The organism is Streptomyces sp. NPDC005302, assembly GCF_040607345.1.
Classification (GTDB): domain Bacteria; phylum Actinomycetota; class Actinomycetes; order Streptomycetales; family Streptomycetaceae; genus Streptomyces.
On record NZ_JBEXGN010000002.1, the window covers coordinates 335221 to 348403 of the forward strand.

Annotated in this window: 9 protein-coding genes; 3 read left to right on the forward strand and 6 right to left on the reverse strand. The window is 72.1% G+C overall.

The window, feature by feature from the left end; all coding sequences use genetic code 11:
* Window positions 1–59 precede the first annotated feature (59 nt).
* Together ABZT74_RS03865 and ABZT74_RS03870 are read right to left on the reverse strand one after the other, a co-directional pair.
* Window positions 60–1772, reverse strand: a complete 1713-nt coding sequence (locus ABZT74_RS03865) for an MFS transporter (RefSeq protein ID WP_356433314.1) — start codon at window positions 1770–1772, stop codon at window positions 60–62.
* Window positions 1773–1879: 107 nt separating this feature from the next.
* On the reverse strand, window positions 1880–2317 hold the full coding sequence (locus tag ABZT74_RS03870) for a MarR family transcriptional regulator (protein WP_355873763.1): 438 nt from the start codon (window positions 2315–2317) through the stop codon (window positions 1880–1882).
* A 144-nt stretch (window positions 2318–2461) separates the two neighbouring features.
* Here ABZT74_RS03870 and ABZT74_RS03875 point away from each other — a divergent pair, with 144 nt between their 5' ends.
* Complete coding sequence (locus tag ABZT74_RS03875; protein ID WP_355873760.1) at window positions 2462–2644, forward strand: ribbon-helix-helix protein, CopG family; 183 nt, start codon at window positions 2462–2464, stop codon at window positions 2642–2644.
* A gap of 33 nt (window positions 2645–2677) precedes the next feature.
* Here the strand turns inward: ABZT74_RS03875 and ABZT74_RS03880 are convergent, their stop codons facing one another.
* Complete coding sequence (locus tag ABZT74_RS03880) at window positions 2678–4129, reverse strand: NCS2 family permease (protein WP_355873758.1); 1452 nt, start codon at window positions 4127–4129, stop codon at window positions 2678–2680.
* A 240-nt stretch (window positions 4130–4369) separates the two neighbouring features.
* On the opposite strand from ABZT74_RS03880, the gene ABZT74_RS03885 reads away from it, so the two are divergent.
* A complete protein-coding gene (locus ABZT74_RS03885) occupies window positions 4370–4642 on the forward strand; it encodes a DUF2530 domain-containing protein (RefSeq protein WP_355873756.1) in 273 nt (90 codons plus the stop codon).
* Between the two features lie 123 nt (window positions 4643–4765).
* Entirely contained in the window at window positions 4766–7165 is a 2400-nt protein-coding gene (locus ABZT74_RS03890) for a cation-translocating P-type ATPase (protein ID WP_355873753.1), read from the forward strand.
* A gap of 13 nt (window positions 7166–7178) precedes the next feature.
* Here ABZT74_RS03890 and ABZT74_RS03895 read toward each other — a convergent pair whose 3' ends face one another.
* The 3 genes from ABZT74_RS03895 to ABZT74_RS03905 form a co-directional block, all read right to left on the reverse strand.
* Entirely contained in the window at window positions 7179–8108 is a 930-nt protein-coding gene (locus ABZT74_RS03895) for a hypothetical protein (RefSeq protein ID WP_356433315.1), read from the reverse strand.
* A gap of 222 nt (window positions 8109–8330) precedes the next feature.
* On the reverse strand, window positions 8331–11576 hold the full coding sequence (locus ABZT74_RS03900) for a molecular chaperone Hsp90 (RefSeq protein ID WP_356167191.1): 3246 nt from the start codon (window positions 11574–11576) through the stop codon (window positions 8331–8333).
* Between the two features lie 448 nt (window positions 11577–12024).
* Window positions 12025–12951, reverse strand: coding sequence for a DUF3027 domain-containing protein (locus tag ABZT74_RS03905; RefSeq protein ID WP_355873744.1), 927 nt, complete (start codon window positions 12949–12951; stop codon window positions 12025–12027).
* Window positions 12952–13183: the final 232 nt, after the last annotated feature.

Here is a 13183-nt window from a genome sequence, read left to right on the forward strand (position 1 = left end):
GCCCCCTCGGGCGGAGGGGGCCGGCCGTCGCGTCGGTCCGGCTGTTCACCGGCGGGGTGTCACACGGCGGCCAGTTGCTCCTCGGTGCGGGCGCGCGGCACGAAGCGGACGCGGGGTGCGCCGCGGTGCCAGCCGAGGGAGACGCGCAGACCGCCCAGGCGCGCCAGGACCAGGCCGATCGTCGTCGCGGCGGCCATCGAGACGAGGCCGCCGAGCGCGAAGCCGATCCGGGGTCCGTAGGCGTCGGTGACCCAGCCGACCAGCGGGGCGCCCAGGGGGGAGCCGCCCATGAAGACCATCATGAACAGCGCCATGACCCGGCCGCGCATGGCCGGGTCGGTGGCCATCTGGACCGAGGTGTTCGCCGTGACGTTCACCGTCAGGCCGGCGATGCCGATCGGGACCATCAGCAGGGCGAACAGCCACAGCGAGGGGGCCACCGCGGCGACCACTTCGAGCGCGCCGAAGGCGACGGCCGCCGCGATCAGCACGCGCAGCCGTGCGGTGCCGCGGCGGGCCGCGAGCAGCGCGCCGGCCAGTGAGCCGAGGGCCATCAGGGTGTTGAAGAGGCTGTAGGCGCCGGCGCCCGCGTGGAAGGTGTCGTCCGCGTACGCCGACAGCCAGACGGGGAAGTTGAACCCGAAGGTGCCGATGAAGCCGACGAGGACGATCGGCCAGATCAGGTCGGGACGGCCGGCGACGTAGCGCAGGCCTTCGCGGAGCTGGCCCTTGCCGCGCGGTGTCCGCTGGACGACGTGGAGTTCGCGGGCGCGCATCAGGAGCAGGCCCGCGATGGGTGCCACGAACGACAGGCCGTTGAGGAGGAAGGCCCATCCGGTGCCGACGCCGGTGATGAGGAGTCCGGCGACGGCGGGGCCGACCAGGCGTGCGGACTGGAAGTTGGCCGAGTTCAGGCTGACCGCGTTCTGCAGCTGGCCGGGTCCGACCATCTCGGAGACGAAGGACTGGCGGGCCGGGTTGTCGACGACGGTGGCGAGACCGACGGCGAACGCGGCGACGTAGACGTGCCAGACCTGGACGTGTCCGGAGAGGGTGAGGAAGGCGAGCGCCAGGCCGGTGAGGGCCATCGCCGTCTGGGTGACGAGCAACGTGGGGCGCTTGGGGAGCCGGTCGACGAGGACGCCGCCGTACAGGCCGAAGAGCAGCATCGGCAGGAACTGCAGGGCGGTGGTGATGCCGACGGCGGCGGAGGAGCCGGTCAGGCTCAGCACCAGCCAGTCCTGGGCGATGCGCTGCATCCAGGTGCCGGTGTTGGAGACGACCTGGCCCATGAAGAACAGCCGGTAGTTGCGGACCTTCAGCGAGCTGAACATCGAGGTGGAGCGCGGGGTGCGAGGGGCGAGGCCGGAGGCGGCCGGGGAGGTACCGGAGGCGGCCGGGGAGGTCCCGGAGGCGGCCGGAGTGGTCCCGGAGGCGGCCGGAGTGGTCCCGGCGGTGGCCGGAGTGGTCCCGGCGGTTACCGGAGTGGTCCCGGCGGTTACCGGAGTGGTCCCGGCGGTTACCGGAGTGGTCCCGGCGGTGGCCGGCGACGTCTCGGCGGTGGCCGGGGAGGTGCCCGGGGTCTCCGGGGTGGCCGCGGGAGTCCCGGCGGTGGCCGGGGGAGTCGCGGGCGTGGCCTGCGCGGGGTCCGCGGCCTGTGCGGGGTCCGCGGTGGCCGGGGTGGTTCCGGTGGTGGCCGGGGAGTCGTGGGCGGCTGAGGAGTCGTGGGTGGCTGGTGCGGGGGCGGAGTGTGCTCCGGGTCCCGTACTCAAAAGGGCTCGCCTCCGGGGAGTCGTGGACGTCGGCGTCATGGGGGGCGTCGGCGCTTGCTGGGGGCGGCCCCCGCCGATCCGGGATCGGTGGGGGCCGGTGGAGCGGTTCAGATGTGGGCGAGCTTCTCCAGGACGGGGGCGGCCTCGCGGAGCTTGGCCCACTCGTCCTCGTCGAGGACCTCGACCAGGCCGGCCAGGAACGCGTTCCGCTTGCGGCGGCTCTCTTCGAGCATGGCCTCCGCCTTGTCGGTCTGCGTGACGACCTTCTGGCGCCGGTCCTCGGGGTGCGGCTCCAGCCTGACGAGACCCTTGGCCTCGAGGAGCGCGACGATGCGCGTCATGGACGGCGGCTGCACGTGCTCCTTGCGGGCCAGTTCGCCGGGCGTGGCGGTGCCGCAGCGGGCGAGGGTGCCGAGCACCGACATCTCGGTCGGGCTCAGCGACTCGTCGACCCGCTGGTGCTTGAGTCGGCGCGACAACCGCATCACTGCGGATCGCAAGGCGTTCACGGCGGCCTCGTCGTCGCCCTGGGTGAGGTCAGGCATGTTCTTTAGCGTAACTCATTACCCTCGCTAAAGACCAACGGGCTGCCCGTGAACCGCGCCACCGAACCCCGAGGTCACTCATATGAGTGAGCCGGATCCGGAAAGCGACCCGGCTGCGGCCCGCGTGCGGCGACCCTCGACTGCATGGGGACCAGCGTGCTCAGCCTGCGTATGGACGGGGAGCTGCTCGACCGGCTCCGGGAACATGCCGCAAAACGCGGAATGAGCGTCCAGGACTATGTGGTCCGGACGCTCATTCGCGACGACTTCGACGAGCGGTTCCAGACCGCCGTCGAGGAGACGGAGAAGTTCTACGGGGTCACGTGAGGCCGCGTACCCGTGTCGCCGTCCCCGGCCGGGTCAGGTCAGGCCGAGGGCCGGCATCAGGTAGTAGAAGGTGAAGACCGCCGACACCACGTACATCGCGACCGGGATGTCCCGCCCGCGGCCGGCCGCGAGGCGCAGCACGACGAAGGTGATGAAGCCCATGCCGATGCCGTTCGTGATCGAGTAGGTGAACGGCATCAGCATCATCGTCACGAAGGCCGGGATGGCGATGGTGTAGTCCGCCCAGTCGATCTCCTTGATCGAGTGGGACAGGATCAGGAAGCCGACCGCGATGAGCGCGGGGGTGGCGGCCTGGGACGGGACCATCGTGGCGATGGGGGTCAGGAAGAGGGCGACGGCGAAGAGCGCGCCGGTGACCACGTTCGCGAAGCCGGTACGGGCACCCTCGCCGACACCGGCCGTGGACTCCACGAAGCAGGTGGTGGCCGAGGAGGAGGAGGCGCCGCCCGCGGCGACGGCGATGCCGTCGACGAAGAGGACCTTGTTGATGCCGGGCATGTTGCCGTGGGCGTCGGTCAGCTTGGCCTCGTCGCTGATGCCCATGATCGTGCCCATCGCGTCGAAGAAGCACGACAGCAGCACGGTGAAGACGAAGAGGACGCCGGTCAGCACGCCGACCTTGTCGAAGCCGCCGAACAGGCTGACCTTGCCGACGAGACCGAAGTCCGGGGAGGCGACCGGGTTGCCGGGCCACTTCGGGGTGGTCAGGCCCCAGGACGGGATGGTGGCGACGGCGTTGATGATCACCGCGACGACGGTCATGGTGACGATCGAGATGAGGATCGCGCCCGGCACCTTGCGGACCATCAGGGCGAGCGTGAAGAGCGTGCCGAGGATGAAGACGAGGACCGGCCAGCCGGTGAGGTGTCCGTCGCCGCCGAGCTGGAGCGGGACGGTGGTCTGGGCGGCGTCCGGGATGCGGGAGACGAAGCCGGAGTCGACCAGGCCGATCAGCATGATGAACAGGCCGATGCCGATGGCGATGCCCTTGCGCAGGCCGAGCGGCACGGCGTTCATCACGCGCTCGCGCAGACCGGTGGCGACCAGCAGCATCACGACGAAGCCGGCGAGGACCACCATGCCCATGGCGTCCGGCCAGGACATCCGCGGAGCGAGCTGCAGGGCGACGACCGTGTTCACGCCGAGGCCCGCCGCGAGCGCGATCGGCACGTTGCCGATGACACCCATGAGGAGCGTGGTGAACGCGGCGGTCAGCACAGTGGCGGTGACGAGCTGCCCGCCGTCGAGGTGGTGCCCGTACATGTCCTTCGCGCTGCCCAGGATGATCGGGTTCAGCACGATGATGTACGCCATCGCGAAGAAGGTGGCGAAACCGCCGCGGATCTCGCGCGGGATGCTGGAGCCCCGCTCGGAGATCTTGAAGTAGCGGTCGAGGGCGCTCTGCGTGGGCCGGGACTCCGGCTCCTGCGGGGCGGGGGCCTGGGTGGCGGCCGAGGTGGACATGCGGGTCCTCAAACGAGCAGGGGAATGGGGAACATGATCAATCCTGGTCAGTGTCCGGTCACCAACGGGTTTCCCCCAGGTTTCCGTTGGTGTTTCGTACGAATACAACCGGCCAGGCTTGGACGGTTTCAGTATGAACATATGAGTCCGAAATCGCTATCTCCGCGCGTAGACCGTTGGTATACAAGGGGAACGAGGGTGCGGGCGTCGGCCGGATCCCGCTCCTCGTAAGCTGTGCACATGGCGAAGTGGACCCCCAAGCACGAGGCGCCGGAGCCCCTGGAGGGCCCCGTCGTCGCCACCATCACGGGCGGCACGATCCTCTGGTTCGTCCTCTTCCTGGTGCAGCTGCCGTTCTACGGCTGGTTCGACGACCACGGACACCTGTGGTGGCTGTGGACGTGCCTGGCCGGCGCGGGACTCGGCCTGATCGGCATCTGGTACGTCCGCGGACGCGACGCGGCCATCAAGCGCTCCCGGGCGGCGGACGCCCCCTCACCCGCGACGGAGTAACGGCCGACCCCGGGACCTCCCCTACGCCCACGGCAGCATTGCCCGCGACCCCCGTCCTCCCCAGGTCGGATCTTTCGGGCGCTCGGCGGGTGAAGCCGTATATCCGCACGTACCGTCGAATGCATGACCCACATCGACGCGGGCGCCGGACTCGATCCCGTTCACCCCGTGCCCATACCCGCGTCCCGGCGGGCGGAGGGGCTGAGCGCCGCCGAGGTGGCCGAGCGCGTCGCGCGCGGCGAGGTCAACGACGTCCCCGTACGCAGCAGCCGCTCCATCACGGAGATCGTCCGGGCCAACGTCTTCACCCGGTTCAACGCGATCATCGGTGTGCTCTGGCTGATCATGCTGGCCGTCGCGCCGTTCCAGGACAGCCTGTTCGGCTACGTGATCATCGCCAACACCGGCATCGGCATCGTCCAGGAGTGGCGGGCCAAGAAGACCCTCGACTCCCTCGCGGTGATCGGCGAGGTGAAACCGACGGTCCGCCGTGACGGAAAGGCCACCGAGGTCAGCACCTCGCAGATCGTGCTCGGCGACCTCATCGAGATCGGGCCGGGCGACAAGGTCGTCGTCGACGGCACCTGCGCGGAGGCCGACGGGCTGGAGATCGACGAGTCGCTGCTCACCGGTGAGGCCGACCCGGTGGTCAAGCATCCCGGGGACGCCGTGATGTCGGGCAGTTTCGTGGTCGCCGGCGGCGGCGCGTTCACCGCGACGAAGGTCGGCCGGGAGGCGTACGCGGCGCAGCTCGCGGAGGAGGCCTCCCGGTTCACGCTCGTCCAGTCCGAGCTGCGCACCGGTATCTCCACGATCCTCAAGTACGTGACGTGGATGATGATCCCGACCGCCATCGGCCTCGTCATCAGCCAGCTCGTCGTCAAGCAGCACGGCTTCAAGGACTCCATCGCGCGGACCGTCGGCGGGATCGTGCCGATGGTCCCCGAGGGGCTCGTCCTGCTCACCTCCGTGGCCTTCGCCATCGGGGTCGTCCGGCTCGGCCGGAAACAGTGCCTCGTGCAGGAGCTTCCCGCGATCGAGGGCCTCGCCCGCATCGACACCGTCTGCCTCGACAAGACCGGCACCCTCACCGAGGGCGGCATGGACGTCAGCGAGCTGCGGCCCCTGGACGGCGCCGACGAGGACTACGTACGTACGGTGCTCGGCGCGCTCGGCGCGTCCGACCCGCGGCCCAACGCCTCCCTCCAGGCGATCATCGCCGCCTACCCGGACAGCGAGGAGTGGCGATGCACCCAGGCCCTGCCCTTCTCCTCCGCCCGCAAGTACAGCGGCGCCGGGTTCAGCGAGGGCAACGGCGAGTCCAGCACCTGGCTCCTCGGCGCCCCCGACGTGCTGCTGGCCGAGGACGACCCGGCGCTCGCCGAGACCGAGCGGCTGAACGAGGCGGGCCTGCGCGTGCTGCTGCTCGCCCGGACCACCAAGGACGTGGAGGACCCCGGCGCGAAGGACGCCGCGCGGCCCACCGCGCTGGTCGTCCTGGAGCAGCGGCTGCGCCCGGACGCGGCGGAGACCCTGCGCTACTTCGCCGAGCAGAACGTCAAGGCCAAGGTCATCTCCGGCGACAACGCGGTGTCGGTGGGCGCCGTCGCCGACAAGCTCGGCCTCACCGGCGAGGTCGTGGACGCGCGCCGGCTGCCCTCCGAGCGGGACGAGATGGCGAAGTCCCTGGAGAAGGGCACGGTGTTCGGCCGGGTCACCCCGCAGCAGAAGCGGGACATGGTCGGCGCCCTGCAGTCACGCGGCCACACCGTCGCGATGACCGGCGACGGGGTGAACGACGTGCTGGCCCTCAAGGACGCCGACATCGGCGTGAGCATGGGCTCGGGCTCCGAGGCGACCCGTGCGGTGGCGCAGATCGTGCTGCTCAACAACAGCTTCTCGACGCTGCCCTCGGTGGTCGGGGAGGGCCGCCGGGTCATCGGGAACATCACCCGGGTGGCGACGCTGTTCCTGGTGAAGACGGTCTACTCGGTGCTGCTGGCCGTCCTCGTGGTGTGCTGGCAGGTCGAGTACCCCTTCCTGCCCCGGCACCTGACCCTGCTGTCCACGCTGACGATCGGCATCCCGGCGTTCTTCCTCGCCCTCGCGCCCAACACGGAGCGCGCGAAGCCCCACTTCGTGCGGCGGGTGATGCGGTACTCGATCCCCGGTGGGGTCGTCGCGGGCGTCGCCACCTTCGTGACGTACCTGATCGCCCGGCACCACTACACCGGGGACGGCTCGCTGGACGCCGAGACGAGCGCGGCGACGCTGACGCTGTTCCTGATCTCGATGTGGGTGCTCGCGATCATCGCCCGGCCCTACACCTGGTGGCGGATCTGCCTCGTCGCCTCGATGGGCGGGGCGTTCCTGCTGGTGCTCGTCGTGCCGTGGCTCCAGCACTTCTTCGCGCTGAAGCTGGTCGGCACGACGATGCCGTGGATCGCGGTGCTGATCTCGGTGATCGCGGCGGCCGTCCTGGAATTCCTGTGGAGGCTGGTCGACCGCCGCGTCCCCGCGTGAGCGGTGCTACCGACTACTGGACGTCGACGTAGTCACCCGTGGCCTTGACGGCCGGGGTGGTCGAGGTGCCCGCGAAGTTGTAGCGGAAGTAGCCGTCGACGGTGGCCGTCGTGGTCGTCTTCAGGTTGCCCTTGGAGTCCGACTTCACCGTCTTGAGGGTCGACGTGTACGTGGAGCTGGACTTCGTACGGAACTGGAGCCCGACCGGCTGGACGGTGTAGCCCGCGTACTTGCCGGTGTCCCAGTTGGCGCGGGACAGCAGGCCGGTGACCGTGACGGTCTTGCCCTTCTTGACCGGCTCCGGGGCGGCGTTGACCGTCAGACGGGAGTAGCGCTGGAGCTTGGTGGTGGTCAGCGCGTCCTGCTCGGCGTATCCGACCTTGCTCAGGTCGGCGTTCGGGTCGTCCAGGTCGACGCCGTTCAGCGCGATCGCGTAGCCGTAGGCCTTCCAGGTGGTCGCGTCCACGTTGCGCAGCTCGTCGTGCGGGTCGATGTCGATGGTGCCGTTGCAGGTGGCGGCCGTCGACGAGGTCGCCGTGCAGGACGGCCAGTCGTTGCCGATCAGCTCGTTGTCGAACGCCTCGAAGGAGCCGCGGTAGATCTCGACGTCCATCAGGAAGTCGCCGGCGGTGATGTCCACCGACGCGGCGTGCTTGACGTTGTAGGTGACCGGGACGGAGACCGAGTTGGTCGTCCCGGCGACGATCGGCTTGCCGCCATTGACCTTCACGCTGGAGAAGGACAGGTCGAGCGCGTAGGGCTCGCCGTCGGAACCGGTGGACCCGGTGAACGGGGTCTTGCCCGAGGCGGCGTGGGCGGCCTCGCGCACCTTGGCGACGTCCGCGCGGTGGTCGGCGGAGCCGACGGCGTGGGCGCCCGGGACGGCGAGGGCGGAGAGGGCCAGGGCGCCGGAGACGGCGGCCACGGTGGCACGTATGCGCATGCGATCCCCAAGTGGAGAAAGGGGCCCGGCCGGTGGTCGTTCCTCGCGGTTCGTCGACACCGGGGGCCCAAGTGATCGTGGAGTCTGTTGACTCCGGTGATCAGATCAGCGGCGCAGACGAATAGTTGTACGGGTGATGAAGATTTTGTGTACGCGTTACCAAGATCGCAGCGGGGTGGGCGGACAACCCGCCCACCCCGTGCGCAAACGGTCCCGGACCGCTCAGTCGAACCAGCGGTCCCGGGCCAGTTCCTCGGTGCGGGACGGGTCCTCCAGCAGGGCCGCGACCTCGAAGCGGCGCGGCCACTGGCCCGCCGACCAGGCGAGCCCGGCGGCCACACCCTCCACGGTGGCGGCGTGCAGCACACCGTCGCGGGTGCGCCGCCAGTCCAACTCCGTTCCGTCCACGACGAGTTCCTCGTGCTCCAGGTACGAGGCGGGCGTCGCCGGCCCCAGCAGGAGCCGTACGGACTCCGGGACGTCGTGCTCGGTGCCCTCGGAGCTGACCTCGCCGGTGACGGACTCACTGAGCCGCCGCACCTGCAACAGCTCGGCGAGTTCCGCCGCGCGAGCCGGCCGCACCGGCAGCAGCGGCACCCCGTCGGTGAAGGCCAGCAGGTCGGGCGAGTCGACGACCACGGCGTCGGCCGCGTCCACCACCCGCACCTCGCCGTCCACGACGGCCCGCAGCTCGTCCGGCAGCGTCACCTGCTCGGGATCGAGGTCGGCCAGCGCGCCGTAGAGGGCGTGCAGTTGGGCGCCGGAGACCTCACGGTCCGGGTCGGCGAGCCGGTCGAGGAGTTCGGCGGCGCCGCCGGGCTCGTCGAGCAGGGCGGCCACCGACGTACGGACGCCGAGCGCCCGCAGCACCTGCTCGTCGTCGAAGCCGGTCGCGTCGGCCTCGTCGTACAGGCCGCGCAGCAGCGGATCGCCGCCGGCCGCGCGCAGACCGGCGGGGCGGCGCCCGTCGAGCACCGGATGTCCGCGCAGCCACCACGCCGTGTAGGGCCGCACCACCTCGTGCGTGCCGTCGGGCAGCAGGACGCGTACCTGCTGGGTGATCGCGTCCCGCAGCGGCGGTCGCGCGAGCAGCGCGAGTGCCTGCGGCCACCGGTCGTCGTCCACCAGGTCGAGGTCCCGTACGGCGACGATCTCGGTCGCGACGGGCGGTACCGGAGAGTCCGGCAGCCGGTCCAGGACGTCCTCGCACCACACGTCGACCGCGTCGAGCAGACCCGCGTCGTCGGGCTGGGCGAAGTCCCCCTCGCGGGGCTCCAGTTCGTCCGGGTCGAGGACGACATCGGTGGCCCGCACCAGGGCGAAACCGGCGAGCACCCCGCAGGCGGCGAGCGGCTGCCCGCCCCAGCGGTCCGCCAGCTCCGCGTCGACGAAGGCGAGTTCGTCCTCACGCATCACCTGGGCGAACGGGCTTGCAGGCAGGACGAGTTCACCGGCGGGCGCGAGCTCGCCCTCCTCGTCCGGCAGGGCCAGCGCGCCGAGCCAGGGCTCGTCGCCGGGTTCGAGCCCGGCGTCGCGCACCAGCGCGAGCACGGTGTCCGCCAGTTCCTCCGCGTCCGGGGTGTCCTCGTCCCAGGCCCCGCCCTCGTCGTCCAGCGAGGCCGCCACCGCGGCCCGCACCTGCGGGGTGGTGAGCACCGAGCGGGGTGTCGCGGGCAGCGCGCCCAGCTTCTCCAGAAGGGGATGCGCGGCGTCCGGGTGCGCGACCTTCAGACCGAGCCGGGCGAGGGTGTCCGGCGCGACCAAGGAACCGTCGGCGGTGGGCAGCAGCACCTGGCGCGGCCCGATCGTCGTGCGGCCGTCGGCCAGCGGCACGGGCAGTCCCGAGAGCCGGTCCGGGTCGACGCCGGCGAGGCTGTCGTAGAGGCGGTGCCACCAGCCCGGTTCCTTCTCCAGGCCGGCGAGCCGGTCCACGGCCTCCGTGAGCGGGACCCGGGCGACGCCCAGGGTCCGCAGTTCCACGCGCCGTTCCAGCCCGGCGGGCAGCAGGCTCGGCAGGACCTCGGCGAGGACCCGCACCGTGTCGGCGCCGGCGCCCTCCACCACCTCCGCGTCCCGCGGCCGCAGCGCGGTCGGCTGCTCCGCCGGGCTGCTGTCGGGCCAGTCGGCCGGGGTGTCGGCGGCCGGGGTCTCCTCCGGCGGGGCGGCGGGCGGCAGGAACGGGGTGCGCGGGAGCCGGTCCAGGACGGCCCGGCGCAGCGCGCCGTCCAGCTCGCCCTTGCCGAGCGGTCCCGGCACCAGGTCGATGATCCCGGTGTCCACCGGCCGCCACGCGGCGAGCAGCTCCGCGTACGCGTCCGCCGCGCGCTCCACCAGGAAGTCGGTCAGCGGGCCCGGGGCCGCGTGGCGCCGGGTGGTGTCCAGCGGGAGGGAGGCGATGAGCAGGGCGGGCACGCCGAGTGCCTCGTCGCTCGGGGTCGGCGCGTGCACGACGGGGCTGGTCCGGGGGCGGGCCGGGGCGCCGTCCGAGTCGACGGGGACGGCCCAGGTCACGGACCAGTGCGGGCGCAGCCGCTCCTCGACCGGGCGGTCGGCGAGCAGGGCCGGGTCGAGGGAGCCGTGGTGGGCGACGGTGCGGTAGCGGGTGGTGCCGTCGCGGGAGTCGTCGATGGTGACGAGGCCGTGGGTGGCGGCGGGGGCGTCGCCGGTGCCGTATCCGGTGGCGGCTGCTGCCGGGGCGGGGGCGGACCCGGCGTCGCCGTCGGCATCGGGCCGGGTGCGGCGGAGGGTGCGGACCTCCCCGTCGCCGGTCTCGACGACCACTTCCTCCAGGCCGGGAAGGGCGAGCAGGAGGGCGTCGTCGACGCCGCGCAGGAGGCGTTCGGCGAGGTCCTCGGCGGCGGAGTCGCGCAGCGGGAGGATCACGGCCGTGTCGTACGGGTCCGGGGCGGTGCCCTCGGCGGCGAACGGCAGCCGGAGCAGTGGCACATGGCCGTCGCGGCGGCGGATCTCGTCACCGAGGCCCGCGCTGTCCCCGGCGGTGCCGGCGGCGAGGTCGCGGGCTTCGGCGAGGTCCCAGCGGACGCCGCCGTGCCGGCCGACGACCGCGGGTTCGTCCGTGACCGCGAGGACCGAGGCGAAGCCGACGCCGAACCGGCCGACGGCCGTGTCGTGGGCGTCCCGCTTCGCGGAGGCACGCAGCGTCGACAGCGACTCGACTCCCGCCGCGTCGAGGGGAGCGCCGGTGTTGGCCGCGATCAGGACGCCGTCGCGCAGGGTCAGCCGCAGGCGGCCGGGGACGCCGGCACGAGCCGCGGCGTCGGCGGCGTTCTGGGCCAGTTCCACGACGAGGCGGTCGCGGTACCCGCCGAGGACGAGGTCCTCCTCCGCGTTGGCGTCCTCGCGGAACCGGGCGGGGCTGGCCGCCCAGGCGTCGAGTACGCCACGGCGCAGGCGCGCCGTGCCGAACGGGTCCGCGCCCTCGGCCGCGGGCCGCACGAACTTACTCACGGATTCACTCTCCCTCTCGGGTGGCGCGGCCGCACGGTCGGCGGGTCGCGGCTCGAAGGTACCGCGCGCTCTCCTGCTCCCCCGGCGGGGGCGTAGGGGCTGACGGATCCCTGCGGTACCTCCGCCGATCACCGCACCCCGGCCAGGGGCAGTGGGTGGACCGGCGCCGCACCGGATACCACCCACGGCCCTCACGGGCCCGCTTCCCGGCCCCCGGCGCCCGCGAAAATCCGGACCCCCGGGCGCTGGCAGAAACCCAGCCCCTCCGGCGCCCGCGAAAATTCAGCCCCTCCGGCGCCCGCAAAGATTCAGCCCCTCCGGCGTTTGAGGAGCGGGGTCTGGGGCGGAGCCCCAGGTACGGGAAGGGCAGGGGCGGAGGGGGCGAAAGAAAGCAGTTCGTGGACCCCGGGGAGGGACGGAGACCCCCCACCCCGGGGAAAGCGGGCCGCTACGAGTGGCCGAGCTCCGCCGTGGACTCGTCGGGTGCGGCGGAGACCGACCCGGAGTCGGGGGACGGCCGCAGCGGGAACGGGTCCACCCGGGTCTCGTCGATCACCGGCTGGGGCGGCCGCGGAGGCGCCGGCATGACGGCGGCCTCGGAATGCCCCCCGCACCCGTACGCGAGGGACACCACATGCCCGTCGGCGGGCGAGAACTCGTTCGCGCAGACCCCGAACGCCTGTCCGAGCGTCCCGCCGATCCGGTTGAGGAAGCCACAGCTGACGCACGTCGCTGGCGCGGCCTGCGCCATCGCGGTCTTGGGCCCGTACGCCTCTTCCCAGCGGTCGGCGGCGACGTGGAGGCCGTAGCGGGACAGGACCCGGGCCCGGCGCAGACCGAGTTCCTCGGCGACCGCGGCGATCGAGCCGCGGCGCGGGGCCATCGGGAGGTTCGCGGGGGTGCCCGCGGTCACCTCGATGTCCTCGGCCTCCACCAGCTCGGCCATGTCGTCCGAGATCGCGGAGTTCGGCGCGGGCTCGTCCTCGCCGGAGAAGCCGGGTTCGAGCCGCAGATCCTCGGCGTCCGTGGGCAGCAGGTCGCCGGGGCCCATGTCGCCGGGGCGGAGCCGCTCGCTCCACGGCACCCACTCGGGGGCCAGCAGCGCGTCGGTCCCCGGGAGGAGCACCGTCTCGTCGAGGGTGACGAGCTTCGCGCGGGACGCGCGGGCCACGGTGGACGCCCACCGCCAGCCGCGGTACCCCGGTTCCTTGCACTCGAAGTAGTGCGTGACAACGCGGTCCCCCTCGGAGACCATCCCGAGGTGCTCGCCGACGATGCCCGGATAGGCGACCTCCTCGGCGGCCGTCCGGGCGAGGTCGATCGCCTCGGCGCACAGGCGGTCAGGGGTGCGGCTTCGCGTTGTCGCTGCGCTCACAGGTATCGCTTCTCTCCTACGCCGTCTCACGGGTGCGCCATTCCTCCGGCGGGGGTGCGGACGGAGCGGACCGGTGGGCCGCGTCGACGTCCGCGCCCGATCGCACTCGGGCGCACCTACGCCATCCATTCTGCGGGATGGCCGAGAGGCGCGCGGCCGAGAACAATCGCCGCATGCGCGTTACGCACGCTACCTTCTCCTGGCGCCTGGGCCCACACCGGCGGGCGTCTTC